Origin of the sequence: Glutamicibacter soli (genome assembly GCF_003309065.1) — a bacterium.
GTDB lineage: Bacteria > Actinomycetota > Actinomycetes > Actinomycetales > Micrococcaceae > Glutamicibacter > Glutamicibacter soli.
Map to the genome: position 1 here is coordinate 201,580 of NZ_POAF01000007.1, position 25,346 is coordinate 226,925.

General features: G+C 65.5%; 25 protein-coding genes and 2 tRNA genes. 6 read left to right on the forward strand and 21 right to left on the reverse strand.

Annotated elements, in window-relative coordinates; all coding sequences use genetic code 11:
* Positions 1 to 344: 344 nt before the first annotated feature.
* Together C1H84_RS14895 and C1H84_RS14900 are read right to left on the reverse strand one after the other, a co-directional pair.
* A tRNA-Lys gene (locus C1H84_RS14895) sits at positions 345 to 417 on the reverse strand.
* Between the two features lie 47 nt (positions 418 to 464).
* A tRNA-Lys gene (locus tag C1H84_RS14900) sits at positions 465 to 537 on the reverse strand.
* A gap of 172 nt (positions 538 to 709) precedes the next feature.
* Between C1H84_RS14900 and C1H84_RS14905 the strand changes: the two genes are divergently transcribed.
* The 3 genes from C1H84_RS14905 to C1H84_RS14915 all read left to right on the forward strand — a co-directional run bounded on the left by C1H84_RS14905 (position 710) and on the right by C1H84_RS14915 (position 5,254).
* Positions 710 to 1,642: a 2-hydroxyacid dehydrogenase gene (locus C1H84_RS14905; RefSeq protein WP_053797864.1), complete on the forward strand. Its 933-nt coding sequence runs from the start codon at positions 710 to 712 to the stop codon at positions 1,640 to 1,642.
* Between the two features lie 177 nt (positions 1,643 to 1,819).
* A complete protein-coding gene (locus tag C1H84_RS14910) occupies positions 1,820 to 3,676 on the forward strand; it encodes an ABC transporter substrate-binding protein (RefSeq protein WP_047118850.1) in 1,857 nt (618 codons plus the stop codon).
* 87 nt (positions 3,677 to 3,763) lie between these two features.
* Positions 3,764 to 5,254, forward strand: a complete 1,491-nt coding sequence (locus C1H84_RS14915; protein WP_181728162.1) for a malate:quinone oxidoreductase — start codon at positions 3,764 to 3,766, stop codon at positions 5,252 to 5,254.
* 90 nt (positions 5,255 to 5,344) lie between these two features.
* On the opposite strand, the gene C1H84_RS14920 is transcribed toward C1H84_RS14915, so the two are convergent.
* Both C1H84_RS14920 and C1H84_RS14925 read right to left on the reverse strand, forming a co-directional pair.
* Entirely contained in the window at positions 5,345 to 5,635 is a 291-nt protein-coding gene (locus C1H84_RS14920; protein ID WP_047118849.1) for a hypothetical protein, read from the reverse strand.
* Between the two features lie 29 nt (positions 5,636 to 5,664).
* Positions 5,665 to 6,105: a hypothetical protein gene (locus C1H84_RS14925; protein ID WP_047118848.1), complete on the reverse strand. Its 441-nt coding sequence runs from the start codon at positions 6,103 to 6,105 to the stop codon at positions 5,665 to 5,667.
* Positions 6,106 to 6,321: 216 nt separating this feature from the next.
* Between C1H84_RS14925 and C1H84_RS14930 the strand changes: the two genes are divergently transcribed.
* Complete coding sequence (locus tag C1H84_RS14930; protein WP_113607836.1) at positions 6,322 to 9,780, forward strand: efflux RND transporter permease subunit; 3,459 nt, start codon at positions 6,322 to 6,324, stop codon at positions 9,778 to 9,780.
* A gap of 77 nt (positions 9,781 to 9,857) precedes the next feature.
* Here the strand turns inward: C1H84_RS14930 and C1H84_RS14935 are convergent, their stop codons facing one another.
* Together C1H84_RS14935 and C1H84_RS14940 are read right to left on the reverse strand one after the other, a co-directional pair.
* Positions 9,858 to 10,619 (reverse strand): hypothetical protein, encoded by a 762-nt coding sequence (locus tag C1H84_RS14935; RefSeq protein ID WP_053797860.1) that lies wholly within the window; start codon positions 10,617 to 10,619, stop codon positions 9,858 to 9,860.
* A gap of 54 nt (positions 10,620 to 10,673) precedes the next feature.
* Entirely contained in the window at positions 10,674 to 11,597 is a 924-nt protein-coding gene (locus C1H84_RS14940) for a PRC and DUF2382 domain-containing protein (RefSeq protein ID WP_113607837.1), read from the reverse strand.
* A 532-nt stretch (positions 11,598 to 12,129) separates the two neighbouring features.
* Here C1H84_RS14940 and C1H84_RS14945 point away from each other — a divergent pair.
* Both C1H84_RS14945 and C1H84_RS18710 read left to right on the forward strand, forming a co-directional pair.
* Entirely contained in the window at positions 12,130 to 12,378 is a 249-nt protein-coding gene (locus tag C1H84_RS14945; protein WP_113607838.1) for a hypothetical protein, read from the forward strand.
* Between the two features lie 73 nt (positions 12,379 to 12,451).
* The gene (locus C1H84_RS18710) at positions 12,452 to 12,640 is read left to right on the forward strand and encodes a response regulator (protein ID WP_113607839.1); all 189 of its coding nucleotides are present in this window, start codon (positions 12,452 to 12,454) and stop codon (positions 12,638 to 12,640) included.
* 374 nt (positions 12,641 to 13,014) lie between these two features.
* Here the strand turns inward: C1H84_RS18710 and csrA are convergent, their stop codons facing one another.
* From csrA to C1H84_RS15025, 15 genes are all read right to left on the reverse strand, one after another.
* Complete coding sequence (gene csrA, locus C1H84_RS14955) at positions 13,015 to 13,275, reverse strand: carbon storage regulator CsrA (protein WP_047118843.1); 261 nt, start codon at positions 13,273 to 13,275, stop codon at positions 13,015 to 13,017.
* 48 nt (positions 13,276 to 13,323) lie between these two features.
* On the reverse strand, positions 13,324 to 14,295 hold the full coding sequence (locus tag C1H84_RS14960) for a hypothetical protein (protein WP_113607840.1): 972 nt from the start codon (positions 14,293 to 14,295) through the stop codon (positions 13,324 to 13,326).
* On the reverse strand, positions 14,279 to 16,330 hold the full coding sequence (locus C1H84_RS14965) for a flagellar biosynthesis protein FlhA (protein ID WP_113607841.1): 2,052 nt from the start codon (positions 16,328 to 16,330) through the stop codon (positions 14,279 to 14,281). Before C1H84_RS14965 ends, C1H84_RS14960 begins: the two co-directional genes overlap by 17 nt.
* Positions 16,331 to 16,345: 15 nt before the next feature.
* Positions 16,346 to 17,437 carry an EscU/YscU/HrcU family type III secretion system export apparatus switch protein gene (locus C1H84_RS14970; protein WP_113607842.1) on the reverse strand — a complete coding sequence of 364 codons (1,092 nt, stop codon included), beginning with the start codon at positions 17,435 to 17,437 and terminating at the stop codon, positions 16,346 to 16,348.
* Entirely contained in the window at positions 17,434 to 18,198 is a 765-nt protein-coding gene (fliR, locus tag C1H84_RS14975) for a flagellar biosynthetic protein FliR (RefSeq protein ID WP_113607843.1), read from the reverse strand. Before fliR ends, C1H84_RS14970 begins: the two co-directional genes overlap by 4 nt.
* Positions 18,198 to 18,473, reverse strand: a complete 276-nt coding sequence (locus tag C1H84_RS14980) for a flagellar biosynthetic protein FliQ (protein ID WP_047118838.1) — start codon at positions 18,471 to 18,473, stop codon at positions 18,198 to 18,200. The genes fliR and C1H84_RS14980 overlap by 1 nt, the downstream gene beginning before the upstream one ends.
* Before the next feature lie 3 nt (positions 18,474 to 18,476).
* Complete coding sequence (fliP, locus tag C1H84_RS14985) at positions 18,477 to 19,310, reverse strand: flagellar type III secretion system pore protein FliP (protein WP_047118837.1); 834 nt, start codon at positions 19,308 to 19,310, stop codon at positions 18,477 to 18,479.
* A complete protein-coding gene (locus tag C1H84_RS14990) occupies positions 19,307 to 19,825 on the reverse strand; it encodes a FliO/MopB family protein (RefSeq protein ID WP_181728163.1) in 519 nt (172 codons plus the stop codon). The genes fliP and C1H84_RS14990 overlap by 4 nt, the downstream gene beginning before the upstream one ends.
* A 2-nt stretch (positions 19,826 to 19,827) precedes the next feature.
* Positions 19,828 to 20,574 (reverse strand): flagellar motor switch protein FliN, encoded by a 747-nt coding sequence (gene fliN, locus C1H84_RS14995; RefSeq protein ID WP_113607845.1) that lies wholly within the window; start codon positions 20,572 to 20,574, stop codon positions 19,828 to 19,830.
* A 2-nt stretch (positions 20,575 to 20,576) separates the two neighbouring features.
* The gene (locus tag C1H84_RS15000; RefSeq protein ID WP_244910923.1) at positions 20,577 to 21,494 is read right to left on the reverse strand and encodes a flagellar motor switch protein FliM; all 918 of its coding nucleotides are present in this window, start codon (positions 21,492 to 21,494) and stop codon (positions 20,577 to 20,579) included.
* 97 nt (positions 21,495 to 21,591) lie between these two features.
* On the reverse strand, positions 21,592 to 22,431 hold the full coding sequence (locus C1H84_RS15005) for an OmpA/MotB family protein (RefSeq protein ID WP_053797849.1): 840 nt from the start codon (positions 22,429 to 22,431) through the stop codon (positions 21,592 to 21,594).
* Positions 22,428 to 23,240 (reverse strand): motility protein A, encoded by an 813-nt coding sequence (locus tag C1H84_RS15010; protein WP_113607847.1) that lies wholly within the window; start codon positions 23,238 to 23,240, stop codon positions 22,428 to 22,430. The genes C1H84_RS15005 and C1H84_RS15010 overlap by 4 nt, the downstream gene beginning before the upstream one ends.
* A gap of 15 nt (positions 23,241 to 23,255) precedes the next feature.
* Entirely contained in the window at positions 23,256 to 23,495 is a 240-nt protein-coding gene (locus tag C1H84_RS15015; RefSeq protein WP_047118831.1) for a flagellar FlbD family protein, read from the reverse strand.
* Between the two features lie 67 nt (positions 23,496 to 23,562).
* Positions 23,563 to 24,741, reverse strand: coding sequence for a flagellar hook protein FlgE (locus C1H84_RS15020; protein WP_113607848.1), 1,179 nt, complete (start codon positions 24,739 to 24,741; stop codon positions 23,563 to 23,565).
* A 56-nt stretch (positions 24,742 to 24,797) separates the two neighbouring features.
* Entirely contained in the window at positions 24,798 to 25,340 is a 543-nt protein-coding gene (locus tag C1H84_RS15025) for a flagellar hook assembly protein FlgD (RefSeq protein WP_113607849.1), read from the reverse strand.
* Positions 25,341 to 25,346: the final 6 nt, after the last annotated feature.

The following is a 25,346-nucleotide window of genomic DNA, read 5'->3' on the forward strand; positions in this document are numbered from 1 at the left end:
TTCTTTACGAGGTACGAGCCGGGTACCTTGGCAAAGCTACGGAGGCCAATCGAACTCAAGATGTTAATTCACGAATATCGAGTGACTTAACGATTAATCTTCACTAACGAGCACTACCTGTGCACTTAAAGTGCGAAGTGAATTGGAGATTCATTCCGAAAATTTCCTGAAGTTCTGCGGAAGAGTCAATGAAAACTGTTATTTTTGATCAGAATATTGTTAATTTCACGGGCATCACCGCTGCGTGGCCGATGGCGGGAAACAACGCAACCTGCAAGTCGTCGCCCCAAGGAGAACCTCGGGTAGATAACACAAAAGGCCAGACCTAAGTCTGACCTTGCTTGTGCGCCCTCCGGGACTCGAACCCGGAACCTAATGATTAAGAGTCATTTGCTCTACCAATTGAGCTAAAGGCGCATATTCATTTGTGTAAACAATGACTTCTAGAACAAAGAAATTGTTCGTGCGCCCCCCGGGACTTGAACCCGGAACCTAATGATTAAGAGTCATTTGCTCTGCCAATTGAGCTAGAGGCGCCCGCTGCGATGTTCTAGAAGCTTTTGGGCTTCGCGCTTTCGCAACGAGATAAAACTCTACCAGCTTTTGAGCTTCGCGCAAATCGAGAGCCCTCTTTTCTGCGGTGAGCTTCATTACATGAGATGACTAGGGGTTACTACCACCGCGACCACGGACTTTGTAGAGTGAATTCATGACTACCCAACGCACGGTTTCCTTCCCCACCCAAGAGCTGCTCGACGCCGTGGGAGAACTGCCCGCGAACCTGAAACCGGTTATTTGGGACCTCGAATCAGACCCGGATTCACCGCTGGAAGACATCGACATCGCGATCTTCCCTTATATGGCAGATCCGGAATTCCTGAAGAATGTCCGCAGAGCCGAGAATGTCTCGGTAGTACAGACCCAGACCACCGGTTACGACGGAATGGTCGACATGATCGGCGACCGCGCGAAAATCAATACCGCATCGGGCGTGCACGCCGCAGCGACCGCGGAGATCGCCCTCGGGCTGGCCCTCGCATCGCTGCGCGGATTCCCGACCTCCGTCCGCGACCAGGACCAGGGACAGTGGAATCCGATGCGCTGGCCGGGCTTGGCCGACCGCACCGTCGGCCTTGTAGGTGTCGGCGGCATCGGCGAGGAAATCCGCAAGCGGCTGGACCCCTTCGAGGTGAACCTGCTGCGTTTCGGCTCGACCGCGCGCACCGACGAGCACGGAGAGGTTTACAGCACCGAGCAGCTGGCCGACTTCGCAGGCCAGATCGAGGTATTGATCCTCATCGTTCCGCTGAACGACTCAACCCATCACCTGGTCGACGCCGAGCTCATGGCGAAGCTGCCGGACGGGGCGACCATCGTCAACGTCGCCCGCGGACCGGTGGTCGACACCGACGCGCTGGTCGCCGAAGTCTCCAGCGGACGACTGAACGTCGCCTCCGATGTCTTCGACCCGGAGCCGCTGCCGTCGGACCACCCGCTGTGGAAGTGCCCCAACGCGTTGATCACCCCGCACAACGGCGGCAACACCCAGGCGTTCTTCCCGCGGATGGTGAAGCTGCTCAAGCGCCAGCTGCAGGCCTGGTCCCAGGGGCAGGACGGCGAGAATCTGGTGCACCGCCCCTAGCCACGAGCTATTGCTAACATTTTGATCTCATTGGCGGCATCCCGGGCAGGTTCACGGGGTGCCGCCAGTTCGTTGCGCTATCTTTGATAGATATCCCTGAGCATCCCGCAGTCTTTGCGCACTCGCACAATGCCCTCGCGGTGCGCCTCGGGGAGCCCTGCCTGCCAGATTAGGAAGTTGAGCCGCATCGTGCCCGAAAAGCCGCAAAACCTCGTCTCACGACGCGCATTGTTGACCGGCACCCTGGCGGGCACAGCCCTGGCCCTCACCGCTTGCACCCCGTCGCCGAACAGCTCCGCGACAGCTTCGCCGACGGCCACCGAGGCGGCCGCCGAGGTTCCGCGCACCCTGCGCCTGGCGGCCCCCGCTCCCCCGTCGGGACTCGATCCGGCGATCACCGGTGACAACGAGTCCTTCCGCATCTCGCGGCAGATCTACGAAACGCTGATCTCCATCGACGCCAACACCGGCAGCCCGATCGCTGGTCTGGCCGAATCCTGGACCCAGTCCCAGGACGGGCTCACCTATACCTTCACCCTGCGCCGGGGAGTCCTCTTCCACGACGGCACCGAGATGGACGCCGAAGCGGTGGTTGCGAACTTCACCCGCTGGGCCTCGCTGCCCCGGGAGCTCTCGGACTACTCCAGCCAGGGCTTCACCGACGTCTTCCACCACGTGGACGACATCCCCAAGCTCCCTTCCGAAAAGGACCTGCAGCTCAAGGTCGACGACGAGAACCCACCCACCGAACGCGACCTGGCCGCGCAACAGCAGCGCTTGGAGCAGCTCGCGGCACTGAAGCCGATCTTCGAGCAGGAGCTGTTCACCGGCAAGTCCTCCGCCGGCAGCGCCAGCTACTTCGGCTCGGTCAAGGCCACCAGCAAGTACCTGGTGACGCTGACGCTGCGCCGCCGCCTGCCCATGCTGATCGACGCGCTGTCGCTGCCCGGCATGGCCATCGCCGCCCCGTCCACGCTGACCGGCGGACCCAAGGCGAACCCTGCCAAGTCCCTGCTGACCGCACCGATGGGCACCGGCCCCTACCGCTTCATCTCGCACAAGGACCAGACGGTGCGGCTGGAGCTCTTCAAGGACTACTGGAACCGCGGACGCCTTGAGGCGAACAGCCAGCACCCGCAGGTGGCGCTCATTTCCTCCGTGCCTTCCCCCTACAACCGCGAGAACGCCATGAGCGCGGACGAGATCGACGGCTTCGACCTGGTGTCCGTGGACGTCATGCGCGACCTGGTGCGCAGCGCCAAGCTGGTGGTGCAGCGCGACCCGTTCTCGGTGCTCTACCTGGGCATGGACCTGCGCAACAAGTGGCTGGCCAAGCGCGAGTTCCGCCAGGCCATCGCGCACGCCGTGGACAGCGGCCAGCTGGCCGGCAAGCTATTCATCCAGGGCACCAAGGCCGCGGCGAGCATCATCCCGCCGGCGCTGTCGGTGCCGGAACCCGAGGCGCGCTACAACCACGACGAGAACACCGCCCTCAAGCTGCTGGAACAGGTCGGCTACCGGGGCGAGGAGATCGAGTTCGCCTACCCGCTGCGCGTCTCGCGCAACTACCTGCCGCTGCCCGAGCGCGTTTTCGCCCAGCTGGCCGAGGACCTGGCCAAGGTCGGCATCCGGATCCGTCCGCGCCCGATTCCGTGGACCGAAGGCTACGTGGATACCGTGCGCTCGAACCGGTTCACCGGCCTGCACCTGCTGGGCTATTCCGGCGGCTATCGCAGCGAGGATGATTTCCTATCGGGCATCCTGTCCAGCAAGGCCAATGAATTCGGCTATAGCTCGGCGTTACTTGACTCACAAATCCTCGCCGCCCGCTCGCTGGATCGGGGCGAGGAGCGCACTGCCGCCTATGCCGCAATCCTGCAGACGCTGAACTACGACCTGCCGCTGCTTCCACTGGTATTCCCCATTTCGGCGCTGGCTTTCAACCCGAACGTGGCCTTCTACCCGTCCTCGCCGATGCTCAACGAGTGCTACGCCGATGCGCAGATGAGCAATTCACCGGCTATCTCAAGTTAGCCACCACTGACCCATCTGAGTCAGTTAAGGATTTCTAACCGGCGGGGATATAGGTCTACTCTGGGTTAGAGCAAAGTATCACTGTCGATGGAGATCCTCGTGCCTTCTGTAACGTCAACCGAATCTTTTGACGTAGTACTAATTGGAGCCGGCGTCATGAGTGCCACGTTGGGCACCCTGATCAACCAGCTGGAACCAACCTGGTCTATCGGACTTTTCGAAAACCTTGACCAGGCCGGGCTGGAATCCTCCTCCCCGTGGAACAACGCAGGCACCGGCCACTCGGCACTGTGCGAGCTGAACTACACCGCGGCGAAGGCCGACGGTTCCGTGGATCCCGCCAAGGCCATCGGCATCAACGAGCAGTTCCAGATCTCCCGCCAGTTCTACGCGTGGGCAGTTGAAAACAAGCGCGTGGCAGGCAACGGCTTCATCAACGCCCTGCCGCACATGTCCTTCGTCATCGGCGAAGACCACTCCAAGTACCTGCAGACCCGCTACGACGCCCTGAAGCCGAACGTCCTGTTCGACGAACTGGAAATCACCAACGACCTGGACACCATCAACGAGTGGACCCCGCTGGTCGCCAAGGGCCGCGACGAGTCGCAGAAGGTTGCAGCTTCCCGCGTAGTCTCCGGCACCGACGTTGACTTCGGTCGACTCACCGCCGACCTGACCAACTCGCTGGGCGCAGCCGGCGCCTCGATCAACTTCGGCCACAAGGTCAAGAACCTCAAGCGCGACGGCGCCGGCTGGGAACTGACCGTCAAGGACAAGGCCTCGGGCGCGGTCAAGACCGTGAAGGCCAAGTTCGTGTTCGTCGGCGCCGGCGGCGGTGCGCTGCCGCTGCTGCAGAAGTCGGGCATCGACGAGATCAAGGGCTTCGGCGGCTTCCCGGTATCCGGCCAGTTCCTGCGCTGCACCGATGAGACCATCATCAACCAGCACCACGCCAAGGTCTACGGCCAGGCTTCGGTCGGCGCCCCTCCGATGTCGGTTCCTCACCTGGATACCCGCTTCGTCGACGGCAAGCGTTCGCTGATGTTCGGCCCGTACGCCGGCTTCTCCATGAACTTCCTGAAGTCCACCGGGCAGATGGACCTGCCGCTGTCGCTGCGCCCGCACAACATCATCCCGATGCTTGCAGTGGCCAAGGACAACATGGACCTGACCACCTACCTGATCAAGGAAGTGCTCAAGTCCCGCGCCAAGAAGGACCTGTCGCTGGCAGAGTACTTCCCTCAGGCCGACGGCTCCAAGTGGGAGCTGATCACCGCCGGCCAGCGCGTGCAGGTCATCAAGAAGGATGCCAAGAAGGGCGGCGTCCTGCAGTTCGGCACCGAGGTCATCACCTCCTCGGACGGCACGATCTCGGGCCTGCTCGGTGCTTCACCAGGCGCATCGACCGCCACCCCGATCATGATCGGCCTGCTCTCGCGCTGCTTCCCGAAGCAGTTCGCCGGCTGGGAGTCGAAGCTGAAGGACATCGTTCCTTCCTACGGCCAGAAGCTGAACGACAACCCGGCGCTGTACGCCGAGGTCAAGGCAGCCACCGACAAGGCGCTGGGACTGAACTAGTCGCCGCCTAAACTGATGGCCCACACACCAGCTGGTGTGTGGGCCATCAGTCGTTTCCGCCAGCACCGCATTGCTCGGAAGACAACAAATTCAGGATGCACGCCGGTATTCCAGCTGCGGCCGCAGCTGGAGCAGTACATCGATATAGTTCTCATTCGGCATTTTCAGCCTCTTGTTGAGGTCGGCCACGAATTCCGCATCTTTCGCCAGGCTGCGCAATCTCGAAATCGGAAGCGGCTTGCTCAACTGAACACCACGGCTATCCAGCACCACGAAGATGCCGGGCTCGACTTCGTCCAATGTCAGCGCCAGCTCCGGCGTATCGGTATTGCCCACTGATCGTGAGGTCATGGCCCACTCACCTTCTTCATGTGCTTCCATGTTATTCCTTTTCAGTTTCGCGCTGGTGGTCAGTTCGGCTGTGGCCTTCCGCTGACGGGTTGCTCAAGGTCTTCAACAACGAACTCAGCCACAATCAGTTCGGAAGCCAGCGACCTGACTATCGCCAGCTCCGCCCGGTTCACATGCCACCGGGTTCTTGCCCTCCATCCGTATTTCACGATGTCCTTGCCGTTTTTCCACGCAAGCTCAGGCGCAGCAGTTCCGGCCTGGACCTTCAACAAGCCTATTCCCGTGGCATGCAACGCCTGGTTCTCGCTATCGAGAAGCAGGATCGCATATTCAACACGTTTCCACCATTGGTCAGCATGATCCACGCGAGTCCGCAGTCGCAAGGTACGAACAGCGGCCCACGCCGCGGCTGCCGCAACTATCGGGGCAACCGCCGGCGCAAACTTGCCCAGGCCCTCAATGCCGGGCCCCATCCATTCCCAGAGAGAATCGATCTCCATCCCTGCATGGTATTCGGATAATTGGCACCCGGAAATTGTTTATCCACAGCAGCCGGTGCCGAACGCCCGGCTGGCTAGGCAACCCGTCGCCGCAAGTATCCTCCATTCGGATGATCTTCGGCTCAAACGCCCCCGGATTTTCGGTTGTTTTCGGCCGACGAACTAGAGTTAAACTGATCCCACCCCATTTCGCGACACCGCTAGGACCATACCCGCATGCAGCGCTTGGCCATCTTGTCTCTGAAAAACCGGGCGCTCATCGCGCTGGTCACGGTCTTTGCCGCCGTCTTCGGCGTCATTTCCATGAGTTCGCTCAAGCAGGAGCTCATACCCTCCCTCGAGTTCCCGCAGATCTCCGTCATGGCCACCCAGACGGGCGCGAGCCCCGAGGTCATCGACGAGCAGGTCGCCGGCCCGCTGGAGACCGCCCTGCAGGCGGTGGAGGGCCTTGAATCCTCGACCGCGACCTCGCAGACCGGCTTCACCCGCATCTCGCTGATGCTGGAGTACGGCACGGACATGGACCGCGCCCGCTCCCAGGTGGACCGCGCGATCGCGAACGCCAAGTCCAGCCTGCCGGAAGACGTGGAGCCCACGGCCTTCGCCGGCTCGATCGCCGACTTCCCGATCATGCAGATGGCGATCTCCTCCGACAAGTCGCTTCAGGCGCTGAATGACGACGTCGAACGCATTATGCTGCCCAAGCTGCAGAAGATCGACGGGGTGCGTGAGGCCTCCGTCTCCGGCGGCGCCTCCCAGCACATCGCGGTGATCCCGGACGACGCGAAGCTGCGCGCCGCCGGGCTGACGGTGGCGGATCTGAAGGACGGCATCGAGAACGCCGGTTCCCCGATGCCCATCGGCACCCTGGACGTGGACAACCTGACCCTGCCGGTGATCGCCGGCTCCGCCCCGGACACGCTGGCGGCGATCAAGGAAATCCCGCTCCCGGCCGACAAGGGCCCGGTGCTGCTGCAGGATGTCGCCAAGGTCTCGGTGCAGGCCGATACGGCCACCAGCATCACCCGCACCAACGGCGCCGAAACGCTGTCGGTGGCAATCACCAAAACCCCGGACGGGGACACCGTGGGCCTGTCCCACGAGATCACCGGCATGCTCGACGAGCTGCAGGCGGAGCTCGGCTCCAATGCCAAGATCACCACCATCTTCGACCAGGCCCCGTTCATCGAGTCCTCCATCGAGTCGCTGACCACCGAGGGAGCGCTGGGCCTGGGCTTCGCGGTGCTGGTCATCCTGGTCTTCCTCTTCTCCATCCGCTCCACCCTGGTCACCGCGATCTCCATCCCGCTGTCCCTGATGGTCACCTTCATCGGCATGAACGCCGGCGGCTACACGCTGAACATGCTGACCCTGGGCGCGCTGACCATCTCGATCGGCCGCGTGGTGGACGACTCGATCGTGGTCATCGAGAACATCAAGCGCCACCTGGCGCACGGCGAATCCAAGTCGCAGGCGATCCTGCTGGCCGTGAAGGAAGTCGCCGGGGCCATCACCGCCGCGACGCTGACCACCGTTGCGGTGTTCCTGCCGATCGCGCTGGTCGGCGGCATGGCCGGCGAGCTGTTCCGCCCGTTCGCGATGACCATGACCATCGCGCTGCTTGCCTCGCTGGTCGTCTCGCTGACCATCGTGCCGGTGCTTGCCTATTGGTTCCTGCCGCACCGCCCGGGCAGCGCCGCCACCCAGACCGTGCACCTGGCCGAGGACAAGTCCTGGATGCAGCGCGCCTACGCCCCGGTGCTGCGCGGCACCCAGAAGCACCCGGTCATCACGCTGCTGGCCTCCGTGCTGATCCTGGCCGGCACCGTGGCGATGACCCCGCTGCTGCAGACCAACCTGCTGGGCAACACCGGGGAGAACTCGATCTCCATCACCCAGAAGATGGCCCCGGGCACCTCGCTGGAAACCACCCGCAAGGAAGCCGAGAAGGTCGAGGCCGTGCTGCGCCAGACCGAGGGCATCACCGACGTGCAGATGACCGTGGGCTCGGCCAGCGGCTTCGCGGCGATGTTCTCCTCCGGTTCGGACACCGCGAACTTCACCGCGATCACCGACCCCGACGCCGACCAGCTGGCGCTGGCCGACACGGTGCGCGCCGAGCTGGATACGCTCACCCTGCCCGAGGACTCGTCCCTGAAGTTCTCCGGCAGCTCAGGGGGCATGATGTCCTCCGACGTGACCGTGGAGGTGAAGGCCCCGAACGAGGACATCCTGCGCGATGCCGCCGCCAAGGTCAGCCAGGCCATGGAGGGCACCGAGCACGTCACCCAGCTCAGCGACAACCTCTCCGCGATGCGCGAGCAGGTCAGCATCGACATCGATGCGAAGAAGGCCGCCGCGGCCGGGCTGACCGAGACCGAGCTGTCCGGGATCGTCGCCTCCCAGGTCTCCCCGGTGCCGGCCGGCACGCTGCGCCTGGAATTCACCGACATGAGCGTGCTGATCGGCGAGGGCATGGACTTGACCTCGCTGAAGGAGCTGCAGGAGCTGCAGATCCCGACCGCCTCCGGCGTGAAGCAGCTGCAGGACCTGGCCACGGTGGAACGCACCGACGTGGTCCGCCAGGTCACCACCTCCAACGGCCAGCGCATCGCCACGGTGTCACTGACGCCGCAGGAGAACATGCTCGGCTCGGTCTCCCGGCAGGTCACCGAGCGCCTGGCCGACGTGGAGCTGCCCGAGGGCGCGACCGCGCAAATCGGCGGCGCCGCCACCGAGCAGGCCGAGTCCTTCAACCAGCTCTACCTGGCGCTGCTGGCGGCCGTGGCGATCGTCTACGTGATCATGGTGGCGACCTTCAAGTCGCTCATCCAGCCGCTGATCCTGCTGGTCTCCATCCCGTTCGCCGCCACCGGCGCGATCGGCCTGCTGCTGGCCACCGGCATCCCGCTGGGCCTGCCGTCGCTGATCGGCATGCTGATGCTGGTGGGCATCGTGGTCACCAACGCGATCGTGCTGATCGACCTGATCAACCAGTACCGCCATGCGACGCCCGAACGCGCGGCGATGAGCCTGCAGGACGCGATCACGCACGGCGCCCGCCAGCGCCTGCGCCCGATCCTGATGACCGCGCTGGCCACCATCTTCGCGCTGATGCCGATGGCGCTGGGCCTCACCGGGCAGTCAGGCTTCATCTCGCAGCCGCTGGCCGTGGTGGTCATCGGCGGCCTGGTCTCCTCCACCTTGCTGACCCTGGTGCTGGTGCCGGTGCTCTACCACCTGGTCGAATCCCGCAAGGAGCGCTCCGCCCAGCGCCGTTTTGCCCGCCGCGACGCGCAGCGCCAGGCGACCTCGGCCGAGGACCTGGCAGCTGCCATGGACGGCGCGACCGCGCGCATCACCGCGCCGGGTCGGGACAGCGAGTCCGGCCAGCTCCGCATCGCGGCCAGGCCCGGCAAGTCAGACAAGCCCGCCAAGCCGGCCAAGGCCCCGAAGCAGCCGAGGAAGCAGTCCGGCGCGGATGCGGTTCCCGCGCCGAAGTCCGCTTTCGAGGCGGCCAAGGAAAGCGGCCAGATCGTGAACCCGGCGACCGGCCAGTTGCCACTCTCCCGCAAGGAGCGCAAGGAATTCGAGCAGATGCTGCGCGGATCCGCGCAGGACCAGCCGGATTCCGGGGATCCCGGCGCTTCCGGGGAACCGCGCACGAGCCGCTAGGCCGCGGCGCGCAGAAGCCGGGGCGGGTGCATCGACTGATGCTCCCGCCCCGGCTTTGCCGTGCACCGATCCTGGGCCTAGCTGACCTGGCTCCCCGCCTTGTCGACACGGCGGTGGAAGCGCATGCCTGCCAGCCCTCCGAGCACGGCTCCCAGCAGCGCCACCGCGGCGACGACCACCAGGGCGATGATGCCCGCCGCACTGAGCGTGCCCTCGTTCACCGGAATCCTCGGGAAGCTGTTGACCTGCGCCAGCACGTTGTACTGGCTGCCGCCGATCCAGCCCAGCAGGGCGACAACAGCGGAAATCACCAGCGCCCACAGCCAGACCGCCACACCCTGCCGGGCTCCGTGGAAGCGGGCCATCCGCCCCGCCACGTAGCCTCCGCAGTAGTAGGAGACCAGGACGATGGCGGCCAGCACGATGATCCCGAGCATTCCCACGGTCTGCGGGTCCTGGTTCAGGCTCTGGGCCACCTCATCCGGGTTGGTTCCGGTGCTGACCCCGACGGCCGTCCCGGCCGCGGCCACCAAGGCGGTGAGCACCACGCCCATGCCGGTGGCGCTCAGCCAGCCGAAGAAGGCCGAGCCGATCTTCATCCCGCCGTACAGGTGCTTTTCCCTTTCCAGCGCCGCATTCAGGCCTCGCGGCGGATCCTGCGCCCCGGGCCGGTCAGAGCGAGGCGTCGCGTCCGGCTCGTACCGTTCGCTGCCCGCGAGATTCCGACCTTCGGCCGCGTCCCGGTCCCGGGGCCGCATCCTGTCGTCGTCCATCGGCATGCGGTGCGCTGGTTCCGACGCGCCTTCGCCGCGCGGATCGTTTCCTGCACTGGTGCTCATGATTCCTCCTAGCTGACTTGGCCTGTGCCGTCGCCCTGCGACAGGCGGCCCGGGCTAGATCCCGTCATCCCGGGACCGGTCGCGGTTCGCCGGATCCACGCGTCCGGAATCCCCCTCGGTTTCCACTTCTTCCTTGCGCAACCGCTCGGTCACCTGCTCATCCTCGGTGACCGTCTCGGTGCCCAAACTGACCTTCTCCACCGGAACGGCTTCCTTCTCCACGACCGGGCGTTCGGCATGCAGGGTGACTTCTTCTTCCTGCTCGCCAAGCTCGGTCTCGCCGGCCACGCCTGCGGCCGCGTCACCGGTCAGCGGCTCACGTTCCACCCGGACTTCCTCGTGGCTGACCGGAACCGTGGTCGTGACGTCCTCGGTGACCACGTACTTGCGCAACCTGACTCGCCCGGTCTCCACCGACTCGGTCCCGACACGCAGCTGTTCCTCGGAGCGGGTCATGGACTGGTCCGCGCCATGGCCCGCCACTGACTCGTCCTGTCCGCGAACCGGGTCCATCTCGTCCTGGACGCCCGCGCTCTCGCCTGGTGCCAGGGTGCCGACACCGCCGCCCAATGGACCGTCGGCGGTGCGGTCCATGCCGGACTCGCGATCCATTCCCGTGCCGCGGTCTGCTTCGATTCCCTCAGGCCCCGTGGCATCGTAGGCGCGGTTGTAATAGCGGTAGAGTTCCTGTTCGTCTGCCGGGCTCAAATGCCCGTCCTGGTCGTCTATGCGCGGTGCGCCCTTGACCGTCTGCTTGTCGAATGGCACGGTCACGGTGTCGCCGTCCACGCTGGCCTCATCCAGCAGGACGAAGCTCTCGGAAAGTCCGAACAACCCCGTGCGCACGGTGACCCACTGCGGTTCTCCGGTCTGGTCATCCAAAAAGACCTGGCCGAACTTGCCGATCTTCTCCCCGTCGGCTCCTATGACTGTTCCGTCGTGGTGCAGCAATTCGTCAATCTGGTGCTTGTCAATCATGTTTTCGTTCCTCCCGTTGCGGTATTCGGTAGTTCGATATTCCGGAAAGCGTTGGCTTCACGGATGATCCTGCGCCCATGCCGGGCGTGACGTCGTACCATCGATCCATCCGGCGCCGCGGATTGCGCGGCAGCCGGAGCGTGGATATTTCGTACCCAAGGCAGCGTTGATGCCCTTGGGCCACCGTTTTCCCTTCAGCAGGAAGCACCGGCAGGTACGACTATTGCACCCTGCGTTCTGGCCGGAGCCGCTCTCTTGCAGCCGCATGGACGATGCCTTTGCAACGACTGTGAACTTGTAAATCTTCTGCCATCGCCGCAGGTTTGGTGCCATATTGGCCGTTTATTCTCGGCCCTTGGCCTCCGGCATCACGGCGGATGAATCTGGTCGTCCCGGCAGCCAGCAGCGCCGCCCAGGCGACAATCACCAACAGTGCGGTCCCCAGGCCGTAGGGCTGGTCGCACCGGTGGCCATGAAGGTGGCGGCGTTCTTCGAAAGATTCTAGTTCAGCGGTTTCCACGCCCTGCAAAATGTGGTCAACAAGGCTCTGGCCCTGTCCCTGGGAGATTTCTGCAACATCTCGGTGGGCATGGATTGTTCCGAGGTTGAGCGGTTGGTTGACGTGCCGGGACTGGAAAAGCCGTTATTCGCCATCTCCTCGATCATGGCACCGTCGGAATCCACCTGCTGCTACTACGCGGCACGCACCAGGCTGCTGAGCTACGTGCTGGATTCCGCAGAGCAGCTTCATCCCTTGAAGGAGAACTGCCGATGCCCCTAAACGAAACCGATCCCGTCCGCGTCCTCGTTGCCGAGGATAACGCCCCGATCCGTGCCGGGCTACGCACGGTCCTGTGCAGCGACAATACAGTGCAGATCGTGACGGGTTGGAAAACGGCTACCGCTGCATCGAGCCTGCCCAGCGGCTGGAACCGGATGTCATGCTGCTGGACCTCCGGATGCCCCAGTTTGACGGACCCGCGGCGCTTGAGCAGCTGCAAACCCAAGACAGCGCACCCAAGGGAAGGCAGCCACGGTCCTGATCCTGACGGCCTTCGGCGAGGAAGACTACATCGACCGAGCCTTGTCCGCCGGCGCCAGCGGGTCCATGCTAAAAAGCTCGTCGCCGCAAGAACTGATCGGCGAGGCCCATGCAGTGGCCCAGGTGGCTGCCGCCCTTTCGTCTCGCATCGCGCAACCTGTGGTGGAACGAATCCGAGGCATCGGCACCGCGTCCCGTTCCACACTCGCGGCACTTGTCGCAACCTTGACCGGACGCGAATTTGAGGTACTGGCCCGGCACGGTTCGGGCAATTCGAACGTCGAAATCGCGGCACCCAGGGTTATCCTGGAGGCCACGGCGACGGGCTATGTCATCGCCACTGCGAAGGTGTCGCATGCGCGGCCTTTGCCGGCGCTAGTCAGTCTCGCCGGCGGGCGGCCGGGAAGCCGGGGCGGCGAGCAGGTTGGCAAGCCGGGCGGCTGCGGCATGATCGCTGGCCGAGGCCTTCTGGTTCTCCTCGATCACTGCGGCCAGGACTTCGGCACGATGGATTTTCACACCCTTGGGCGCGTCAATTCCTACCTTGATCGAATCGCCTTTCGACTCAAGGATCGTCACTACGATGCCCTCGCCGATCAGGACCTGTTCTCCGACTTTCCGAGTGAGTACCAGCACCTGACTATCATATCCGCCCGAGAGAGTTCGGGTGTCACCACGAAGCCCTCAGGCGGGCAGCCTGAGCACCGGGTACCCCAGCGATTCAACGGTTTCAGGGGTGGAAGTTTGGTCCGAATGCAGCGCGATAATGCACGCTACCGCGTGATGTTCAGCCACCTGCCCCACCCAGATGGCGGTGTCCTCGGCCTTGTGGCGCGCATCGACCACCAGCACCAGCTGATCCGCGCCCACACTGCGAATCTTCTCCTGCTCGGCTTGGCTACCTGCCGCCGCGAGCTGCATGGCAAGCAGCACACACGTTTCCTCGGCCACCGCCGCGGCCCGGGCCTCCAGCGCCGCTCGTCGGCCGGCAACTATCCGCACCTGACGGCCCTGGCCGATTCCGGGCGCCGCAGGGCCGCCGGAAGCCATCGGCTCGGTTTGGGCGATCAGGTTGCTCCCGTCGTCCAGAAGCATGGACGCGGTGAGAGCGTCGGCGTCCTTGCCGATCAGCAGCACCAGATCCCCCGGCTGTCCCCGGAAGACCTGCTGATTCGTCGTGGTCGTCGCAGCGTTGCGTTGCGGCTGCCGGGCAGGGGCAGCAGGTTCCGGGTTCGCCGCCCGCCGGCCCGCCGCCGGGTATAGGGAAAAACTCTGGGCATCGAGCACCGCGTCGAAATCCACGGCCTTTGCGGGTTCGGATCCTTGACAGGCAAGCTGCAATTCGGCAGCCTCGGCGCGTTCAAGCAGCTGGCCCACCACGCTCTGGCCAGCGGCCGGCGCCTGACGGGCAGGAGCCGGCTCCGCGGGCTTCCACGGACCTCGGCGCACCGGGACCAGCCGATGGCGGCGCACCGGTGCCGGGATGGGTTCCTCGCGGACCTGGATCACCGCTTCGTAGTGGAATTCGCGCAGCAGGCCACCTGCGCGCGGGGTTGTGATTTTTTCCGCCGAGACCAGATAGGCCTGCGGACCGAAGTCCGCAATGGCCTTGTCCTGGAGCTCCTGCAGGCTGCGGCCCTTAAGCAGATATTGCATCGGCACCGCGCACCACCCCTACCGTCTCGATCTGGGCCCCGCCGGCGGTGGCCTCCTGGTAGGAGAGCACCGCGTCCAGCCCGGAGGCCGGGCCGATCAGCCGACGCACCGCGGGCCGCAGCGCCGGCGCGCACACCAGCACGGCTGACACACCGCGGTTCTGCAGGTCGGCTGCGATCTTCTTGACCGAGTCCAGCACCGCTTCCAGCCTCCGCGCATCGAACATGATCTGGCTTCCGGCGTCCCCCGGGCGCAGGGCTTCCAGCATTCCCTGCTCCACCACCGGGTCGATCATGACGACCCGCAACGTGGATCCCTGCAGGTATCTTGCGGCAATCGCCGGACCCAGCGCCTCGCGGGCAGCCTCGATCAGGTTTTCCGGCGCGGTGCCGGTTTTCGCCTGCAGCGACAGGGCTTCGAAGATGCGCGCCAGGTCGTTGATGGCCACGGCTTCGCCCAGCAACCCCTGCAGCACGCGCTGCACTTCAGCAAGAGAGAGCAACGAGGGCACCAGCTCTTCGACTGCGGAAGGGCTTTGCTCGCGCAGCGCGTCGGTCATGACACGCACGTCCTCGCGGGTGAGCAGGCGCGGGGCCTGTTCCTGCACGATGGACGACAGGTGCGTAATGATCACCGAGATCCGGTCGATCGTCGTCGCTCCGGCCATGTCCGCGGTATGCCTTAATTCGGCGGGCACCCATTTGCCGGCCAGCCCGAACACCGGCTCGTGGACCAGCTGTCCGGGCAGCGAATCCAGCTGGTCGCCCAGGGCCAGCACCTTGCCGCGCGGAGCGGTGCCGCGTCCGGCTTCCACCCCGGCGATCAGGATCGCGTAGGTGGCCGGGGGCAGCTCCACGTTGTCGCGGGTGCGCACCGGGGGCAGCACGATGCCCAGGTCCATGGCGATGCGCCGGCGCAGGGCGCGCACCCGGGCCAACAGGTCGTCTCCGCCGCCGTTGACCACGTCCACCAGGTCTGCTGCCAGCTGCACCTCGATGGCATGGACCTTCATGCGTTCAAGCAGTTCGGTCGGGGTCTCCGGGGTGGCGCCCTGCGGTTCTGCCGCCGCCTGCGCGGCGGCCTGCGCCTCTTTCTCGTCCCGGGCCTTGATCCGGCCGGCGAACCAGAGCAGCAGCCCTCCGATGAACACAAAAGGCAGCTTGGGCATGCCCGGCACCAGCGCCAGCGCCACGGCGCAGCCCGCGGCAATGAGCAGCGCCGCCCGCGACTGCCCCAGCTGCGCCGACGCGGTGGCACCCATGTCGTCGGCCGAGTTGGAGCGGGTGACGATCATACCGGTGGAGACCGCCATGAGCAGGGCCGGAATCTGGGTGGCCAGGCCGTCGCCGATGGTCAGCAGCGCATAGGTGTTCAGCGCGTCGGCGATCTCCATGCCGCGCGAGAGCATGCCGATGCCGATGCCGCCGAGCAGGTTGATGATAATGATCACCAGGCCGGCGATCGCATCGCCCTTGACGAACTTGCTCGCGCCGTCCATCGCCCCGTAGAAGTCGGCTTCCGCGGCGACTTCCGCGCGGCGCTCCCGCGCCTGGCTGTCGGTGATCAACCCGGCGTTCAGGTCAGCGTCGATGGCCATCTGCTTGCCCGGCATGGCATCCAGGGTGAACCGCGCGCCCACCTCGGCGACGCGTTCGGCGCCCTTGGTGACCACCACGAACTGGATCACCACCAGAATCAGGAAGATCACGAATCCGATGACCAGCGATCCGCCGATGGTGATGTGCCCGAAGGCCTCGATCACCTCGCCGGCATAGCCCTGGCCGAGCACCAGCCGGGTGGAGGCCACGTTCAGCCCCAGGCGCAGCAGCGTGGCCACGAGCAGCAACGAGGGGAAGACCGAGAAGTCCAGCGGGCGCTTGGCGAACATGGTCAGCAGCAGGACTACCAGGGACAGCAGGATGCTGGTGGCAAACAGGATATCGAGCAGCGCCGCGGGGATGGGCACCACGAGCAGCAGCACGATGCCCACCACGCCCACCGGCACGGCGATCTTGGACAATTGCGAGTAGTTCATCGAGGTCTTCCTGTGCTAGCTGCCGGATCCGGCGGCGGGTGCGGTATGAATGCCTGTGGAGGCGCCACGGGATTTGAGTTTCATGACGAAGGCCAGCACCCTGGCCACGTCGGTGTAGCTGTCAGCGGGGATCTCCTCGCCGACGTCGCACTGCGCGTGCAGGCCGCGCGCCAGTGGAATGTCCCGGATCATCGGAACCCGGTGCTCGGCGGCCACTTCGCGCAGTCGGGCGGCAATGTCCCCTGCCCCCTTGGCCACCACGGTGGGCGCCGAAATGCCTGGCTGATAACGCAAGGCGACCGCCACGTGGGTCGGGTTCACGATCACCACGTCGGCATCTGCCACGGCGGCGATCATCGCATTGCGGCTGAGCGCCAGCTGCCGGGCCCGGCGCTGGGACTTCACCAGCGGGTCCCCTTCGCTGCGCTTGTGCTCGTCGGTCAGTTCCTTGCGGGTCATCCGCGTGTGCTTGCGGTTGCGCCGCATGACCACCAGCACGTCCGCGGCGGCCAGCACCAGCCCGGCGGCCACCGAAGCCTGGATCAACCAGCCGGCCCCCTGTCCTCCGGTGCTCAGCAGGGAGGACAACGGCAGCGCCCCGGACTGCAGCAGCATCGGCATCAGGGACTGCACCACCAGCCACAGCACCAGCCCGATCACCGCGACCTTCAGCAGCGCCTTGATCCCCTGCCACAGTGCCGCGAAGCCGAACACCCGGGACAGCCCGGCAACCGGATTGAGATTCGACGGATCCAACCGGAACTGGCGGAAACGAATGCCTCCCTGCAGCGCGGATACCGCGATCACAACCACCAGGCCCACGAGGAACAGCGGGCCCACTGTCGCAGCCATGGATCCCAGCGACTGGGCAAGCAGCGCCACCGCTGCCTCGGGGTCCGGGTGCGCGGCCAGCGGGCGCAGCGCGGCGAAGTGGACTGCCCCGGCTTCCCTGGCCCGTTCAAGCACTCCTGGCACCATCAGGGCCGCGGCGCCCAGTCCGAGCCAGGCGGCCAGGTCCTGCGAGCGGCTCATCTTGCCCTTGGAGTGGACTTCCTTCATCCGCTGGCTGGTCGCCTTTTCGCTGCGCTCCCCCGAGTCCTGCGTCATCGCGGCACCATCGCCGGCAGCAGTTCCAGCCCATCGCGCACCAGCGCTGAGACGATGGAGGGCAGCACCACGAACACCGTTCCGGCCAGGGCCAGGGTGATAAAGATCTTCAGCGGAAAGCCCATGGCGAACGCATTAAGCGCCGGTGCGGCGCGGGTCAGCAGCCCCAGCCCGAAATCCGCGAGCACCAGGACCACCAGCAGCGGACCGGCGATCTGGACGGCCGCCACGAACATCTGCGGCACCGCGGCGGCCAGGAACTGCGCTGCGCCGGACAAGGCCAGCCCGGCGCCCAGCGGCACCGCGGAGAACGAGGTGAACACCCCGGCCAACACCAACTGGTAGCCGTCGGAGGCAACCAGCAGCGCGAGCGCGGCGAAATGGAAAAAGCGGGCGAATTGGGCGCCGTTGACCATGGACTGCGGGTCGAAGCCCTGGGCCATGGAGAAGCCGCCGAACAGGTCGATCAGGTTGCCCGCGGACTGCACCGCGGCGAAAACCAGCAGGATCATGAATCCCATGCAGGCCCCGGCCGCCAGCTCCAGCACCAGCAGGCCAAGGTACCCGGCGGTGTTCGGCGACACGTAGTCCGGGGCAAGTTTCGGGGTCACCGTCAGGGCCAGGGCCACGCCGAGCATGCCCTTGATGCGCAGCGGGATCGAGTTGTGGGAAAAGGGCGGGGCGAGCATCAGGAAGGCGGTGATGCGCACGGCGGCGAGCATCAGCACCTCAAGGAAGTGCAGCTGCAGAGTGAAATGCATCAGCTGCCATCCAGCAGCAGGGGCAGCTTGCCGAACAGCTCGTGGGTGAACAGCACTGCCTCGGAGATCATCCAGTGCCCGCAGACCACGAGCGCCACCGCCACTGCCACCGCCTTGGGCACGAAGGACAACGTGACTTCCTGGATCTGGGTCATCGACTGGAACAGCGAGATGGCGAAGCCGACCACCAGCGAGGTGATCAGCACCGGGGCGGCCAGCTTGGCCGCCAGCATCAGCCCGGAGAGCCCGATGTCCAGCACTGCATTGGAATCCATGGCTCACCCGCCTGCAATCTGGTAGGAACCGACCAAAGCGGTGATGATCAGCGACCACCCGTCGACCAGCACAAACAGCAGGATCTTGAACGGCAGCGAGATCATCACCGGAGGAAGCATCATCATGCCCATGGACATCAGCGCGGAGGCGACAACCAGATCGATGACCAAAAATGGCACAAAAATCACGAAGCCGATGATGAATGCTGCGCGCAGCTCGGAAATCATGAACGCCGGGATCAGGGTGGTCAAGTCAACATCGGCGGGGCTTGCGGGGTTGGGCAGCTGGGCGGCGCGCGTCATCAGCGCGATGTCCGCTTCCCGGGTATGGGCCAGCATGAAGTCGCGCAGCGGCTCCATGCCGATGTCCAGTGCTCCATTCAGATCCAGCTCCCCGGACAGGTACGGCTGCACTCCCAGCTCGTTCATCTGGCCGAGGACCGGCCCCATGATGAACAACGACAAGAACAGGGACAGCCCCGCCAGCACCTGGTTGGGCGGGATGCTCGGCAGCGACAGCGCGTTGCGGGTCAGCGCCAGCACCACAAAAATCTTGGTGAATGAACTCATCATGAGCAGCAACGCCGGGGCCACCGACAGCAGCGTGATGGCGATCAGCGTGACGATCGCGGAATTCGGGGTGCCGTTCGGGCCGTTGATGTCCACCGAGATGCCGCCGCCGGGCACGGCAGGCTCCGGGGTGGCGGGGGTCGCCAAGGCCGCCGGGGCGGCCAGCAGCAACCAGGCCAGGTAGGCGGCGGCCAGTACGGCGGCAACCAGCAGCCGCAGCTGGTTCCCGGACCCGGCAGCACCCCGGTTCGCCCGGGGGCGCCTCACCGGCGCGGCCCTCGGCGCAGCGCATGCTGGGCGTCGCGCCAGGTCTGGACGTCCAGGATGGAGCCGGAGAGCATGCCCGGGCGCGTGGAGGCCTGGGAACTGCGGCGCAGCTCGGCTTCGAACGCGTTCACTGCGCGCAGGCTCTTGCGGGTGGGCGCCGCCGGCGGGGTGTCGCGGTCCTGTTCGCCGTCCGGCAGATCGTCAACCAGCACCGGGCCGGCGGCATGCTGCCCGGGCTGCGTGGCCGACTCGGCGACCTGCGCTGCCGCGGGGGCGTCATAACTGTCGATGACGTTGACCGCGGCTTCGCTGACGCCCAGCAGATAACGCCGGCCCTCGACGTCGATCAGCACCGCCGAGGATTTCGGGCCCAGCGGCTGCCGCTGCACCACTGACAACAGCGAGCTGCCCGGGGTGCCGAGGCGGGTGGAGAATTTCCTTCGCAGGTAGAGCAGCAGGCCGAAGACCGCGGCGAGCGAGAGCACTACCCTCAGGAACAGGAGAATGCCGTCCACGCTCAGGCGCCCGCCGAATCCATGTCAAGGATCTTGGTAATGCGTACGCCGTAATCCTGGTCCATGACTACCACCTCGCCCTGGGCGATCAGCCGTCCATTGAGCAGCACGTCCGCCGGGGCCCCGGCGGAACGGTCAAGCTCGATGACGGCGCCCGGTTCCAGGTTCAGCACATCGCGCACCGACAATCGGGTGCGTCCAATCTGGACGGTCAGCGCCATCTCCACATTCGAGATGCGGCCCAGCCGGCTGGCCATGTCCTCCGGCTCCTCGAGGGAGGGGGCCGGGCCGGAGACCGGTGCGGTTTCGCGAAGGCGCAGGGCGAAGAAACCGGCGTCCTCCCCGGACTGGGTGCGCAGCATGAAGCCCACCGTGTCTGCCGCGGAGAGCGTGCCCTGGGCGTTCTCGCCGGATTCCAGGCTCAACACCCCGATGCCCAGCACGCCGGTTGCAGCTTCCAGCGCCGGGCGCAGCAGATCCTCGGTGCCCACGCGGGCGGTGCGGCGTTCGGAGATCCCTCCAAGCTCGCGCTCGGCCACGTGCAGCACCACGTCGGCTGACTGCTCCCCGACAAAGGTCGCGCAGAGCACCGCCCCGGCGGCCGAGGCGACCCAGTCCTGCCGCGGCCCGGTGTGCAGCACCGCGCTCAGCGAGGTGGCGGTGGGCAGCATCGCGGCCAGCGCCTGGGCGGCGGAGGTGTACAGCGCGGTGGAGTGGAGGACCGCGGAGGTCTCGTTGAAGGCTGGCATGGTTAACTTTCCTGATTCGTGACAATGACGGCGGCTGCGCGGCCGTCGCGCGATCCCGCGGCGGCGGTACCGACGCGGTGCCCGCCGGCGAGCAAGTCAAAGGGCTGGTGCACGCGGTGGCCCAGGGGCAGCACGTCTCCCACCGCAAGCTCCAGGATTGCTTGGGGCTTCACCAGGTTAGGGACGGTGGACAGCTGCACCTGCAGCGGGACCGTCCCCAGGGACTGGGCCAGCAGCTCTTCGGAGTTCTCCGCGTCGGACCGCGGGTTGGCCTCGCCGAGCTGTTCAAGCAGCAGCTCGGCTGGCAGCGCCACCGAGGCGCTGGCGCTGCGCTCGCCCACCCTGATCCCCAGCCGGGCGACGATCATCACCTGCGACTTCGCGGCGGCCTGGGCGAACTGCGACTGGTGGGCGATGGAGGCAACGACAAGCCGTTCGGAGAGCAGCGTTCCCAGCGAATAGTGCAGGTCCTCCAGCGCCTCGCCCATCAACGAGCGGATCAGCGTCGCTTCGATGCGGGTGAAGGCCCGGTCCGGCAGGTCGCCGGGGGCATGGCTGCCGAGCATGTGGCAGACCCAGCTCAGCGCCTCGCTGGCGGGGAACTGCAGCACGCTGCGAGCCTCGGTGCTTTCGGCGGCGCAGAGCACCATGGTGGTCAGCGGCGGCAATCCTGCGACGTAGTCGTCATAGGTCTGCATCTGCACCGATTCGAAACTGACCTGCGACATCACCCGGATCTTGGCGGTCAGCTGGGTACCCCACTGGCGCGCAAAGGTCTCGAAGGCAAGTTCGAGCACACGCGCGTGTTCACGGGCAAGGGTCGTGGGGCGGCGGAAGTCGTACACTTCGGCCAGCGCATGCGCGGACGTGGTATCCCGCGGCACGCCGTAGCCCGGGCCTCCCAAAGGCAAAGATGTCACGGTGGCTACTCTCGGCAGCCGGGCGCTGATCGTTAGCCGGTTTCGGCAGGCAATTGACAGCCAGCCCCCGACATAGTTTTGTCATCGCCCAGGGGTGCTATCCATCGAGTTCCGGGAGTTTCTCGCGAACCGCCTCGCTCTTGTTGGACAGCACCACGATGTCCACCCGGCGGTTCAGCGACAAGTCCCCCCGGTCCTTCAGCGGCCGAGCGTCGCCGTAGCCCACCGAGGAGATCCTGCCCGGCTTGATGCCGCCGTCCTCCACCAGGACCCGCAGGACGCCGGTGGCCCGGCTCGCCGAAAGCTCCCAATTGGTCGGATACGGATGGACCGGCTGGCGCACGTCAGCGAAGCCCTCCACGGCGATGTTCAGGTTCGCCTGCTTCAGCACCGGTCCGATGGCGTCGATGATCCGGCCCGCTTGGCGAGTCAGCTCGGCGCTGTTGGGGACGAAAAAGGTTTCGGCGCTGACCAGCCGCACCGTCAAGCCGCGCTGGTCGATGCGGTAGACCGCGGCATCGGGGTAGCCCTGCTCGACCAGGGCGTCCTGGATCTGCTCCTTGAGCTTGAGCAGCTTCCGGGTTTCCGCGCTGGCCATGGCTTCCAGCTGCTCGCTGGTCAGTTCCTCACCGGTGCCGGTGCTGAGCAGCCCCTGGGCGCCGGCCATATCGGCCGGGACCACGATGCCTTCGGCGGTATCGGCGAACTGGGTTTCCTGGACGCCGAAGCCGGTGGCCAGCGAATTGCGTAAGGCCGCGAATTTGTCCTGGTCCACCGTGGACATCGCATACAGCACGATGAAAAGGCACATCAGCACGGTCACCATGTCCATGTAGGAGGCCATCCAGCGCTCGGAGTTCTCGGAATGGCCCTGCTGCGCCGATCGCCTGCGGCGGCGCGAACGCCCCGCGGCACGGGATGATCCGGGACGGCTCATGCGGCTTCCTCGAAGTCCTGCTCAGCCAACCTGATGGAGTCCTTGGAACCCGAAGCCTTGGCCGAGTCGGCCGGGAGCATGCCTTCGAGTTTTTCACGCAGCACGAGTGCCGGGGTGCCGGACTGGATGGCCATGAGCCCCTCGACGGCGAGGTTCAGCTGCTCGGATTCAAGTTCGGCCAGCCGTCCCAGCCTCGCCCCGATGGGAAGCCAAATGAAGTTCGCCGAGACCAGTCCCCAGAGGGTCGCAACGAAAGCGGCGGCGATCATGTGCCCCAGCTCGTCGGGTTTGGACAGGTTTTCCAGCACGTGGGTCAGGGACACCACGGTGCCGATGATCCCCACCGTGGGCGCGTACCCGCCCAGAGTCGCGAACCACTTGCTGGCCACGGATTTCTCGCGCTCCTGGGTGTCGATGTCGTCTTCGAGCATGTCGCGCAGGTCGTCGGCGTCGACCCCGTCGGCCATCGCCTGCAGGGCGCGGGCCACCAGCGGGTCCTTGGCCTTGGCCACCTCGGCTTCCAGGGCCAGCAGCCCGTCGCGCCGCGCCACCTCGGCGAAGTGGACCAGCTGCTCGACCAGATCCCGGGGGTTACCGATTTTGCCTCGGAACGCCTGCGGCAGCGCCTTGAACGCCGCGAGCATGTCCTTGATGGTACCGCTGGCGATGCCCACCGCGATCGTCCCGAAGAACACGATGATCATCGGTGCGGGCAACAGGATGGAGGACAGGCTGGCGCCCTCCATGAACAGCATGGTGAACATCGCGCCAAAGGCGAGCAGCAAGCCGATAATTGTTGCCGGATCCATGGATATCTCCCCTTATTAAGGCGCTCCGGGAGCCGGCGCCGCACCGGCAGCCTGAGCGGCTGCGGTGCGGGCCGCGGTGAGCACCCGGGCCCGGTAGTCGACGGTCAGGGCAATGATCTCGTCCAGGGTTTCGCGCACCACGTACTGGGCGCCGTTGGCCATCACCACCACAGTGTCCGGCGACTGCGCGATCCGTTCGATCAGGTCCGCGTTCACGGCCAGCCGGGTGGAGTTCAACCTGGTTAACACGATCATGGTGCCCTCACCTCATTAGTCCACTGTCAACTGTCGGCGCCCGGGCGCCGGACGTTAGCCGCAGCGCTTAGCGCTTGAGGTTCGACAGCTCCTGCAGCAGCTCGTCGCTGGTCGTGATGATCCGGGCGTTGGCCTGGAACCCGCGCTGGGCGACAATCAGGTTCGTGAATTCCTGGGACAGATCCACGTTCGACATCTCCAGCATGCCGCCGGCCAACTTTCCGAAACCCGGGCTGCCGGCGGTTCCCAACTGCAGGGTGCCGGAGTTGCCCGTCAGTGTGTAGGAGGACCCGCCGGCCTTTTCCAGCCCGGCAGGATTGGTGACGTTGCCGATGGCGATCTGCGCAACCACCTGCTGCGCGCCGTTGGAGAAGCTGCCGGTGAGGGTGCCGTCTGCCCCCAGGGTGAATCCTTCCAGGGTGCCGGCCTTGTTGCCGTCGACCCCTGAGATGCTCGCGGTGTTCAGTTCCGCGAAGCTGGTCAGGCTGCCCAGGTCCACGGCCACCGCGCCCACCCTGAGCACAGCGTCGGACAGGTTCCCGGAGGCGTCTTCGGTCAGGTTCTGGGTGGCGGTCGCTCCACTGGCGCCGTTTTTGCCTGCCACGCTCCAGCCGCTGGCGGTCCGCGTGAAGGTGAGGGTCAGGGTGTGCTCGGATCCGTCGGCGGCGAAGATCTGGGCATCGCGGACCAGGCTTTCGCCCACTGCGGTGTCCTTGGGCAGGTTGCCGCCGACGCTGGCCTTGCCGGTCGCGGTGCCCGGAGCGATGAGGTTGTTCGGCAGGGTGATGTCGCTCAGTTCCCCACCGGTCGCCAGCTGCCCGTTGGCCCCGGCCATCCAGCCTTGGACCAGTCCGCCGTCCGGGCTGACCAGCCGCCCGTTGGCGTCGAAGTCGAAGGCGCCGGCGCGGGTCAGCGAGGTCGTGCCGCCCGAGCGCGTAATGAAGAATCCGTCGCCGGAGATCATCATGTCCGTGGATCGGCCGGTGTTCTGGCTGGACCCCTGGGCGAAATTGGTGGAGATGCCGGCGACCTGCACGCCCAGACCCACTTGGGCCGGGTTGGATCCGCCCTGGTTGGCGGCCGGGCCCGTGGCGCCCTGGGTGAGCTGGGAGAGGGTGTCCTGGAATTGCACCGAGGACGACTTGAACCCGGTGGTGTTGACGTTCGAGATGTTGTTGCCGGTGGCATCCAGCATGGTCTGGTGGGCGCGAAGGCCGGAGATTCCCGAATAAAGTGAACGCAGCATGAGGGGGCTTTCTGTGAGTGGAATTTAATTGTTTAATGGGGCAGCTCGGCGGCGGCCTAGCTGGGCAATACGTTGGGCAACGAGTTTGGCAAGGAGGCCGCTGCGTTGGGGTTCGCGGGGGCAGTTTCCTCAGGAGACCTGGTGTTTTCGGGAAGATCGTTGTGCTGCGCCGCGGCGGGGGCTTCGGTCTTCTGCGGGTCCCGGACCGCAATCACGGTGGTCAACGCAATCTGCTTCTCCCCCACGCTGAGCACCGGTCCGTTGGCAGTGAAGGTGACCGCGGTGACGATTCCTTCCACCGGCGGCTGGTCAGCCGAGGTCACGTGCTGTCCCATGAAGGACGAGGCCGCGGTGCGCTGCTGGACTTCCAGCGAGGTTTGCTGCGCGGCAGTCAGCGTGTTGAGCCGTTCCATGGACGCCAGCTGCACGGTCTGGGAAATCATTTGATTGGTGTCCATGGGCGCACTGGGATCCTGGTTCGCCAACTGGGTGACCAGCAGGTGCAGGAACACTTCCGAGTCCATGGTCTGTTTGGGAACACGCTGCCTGGCGGCGGCGGCTGCCGTGCCGCCTGATGCGTCGAGGGGGCTGATAGTCATCGTCGG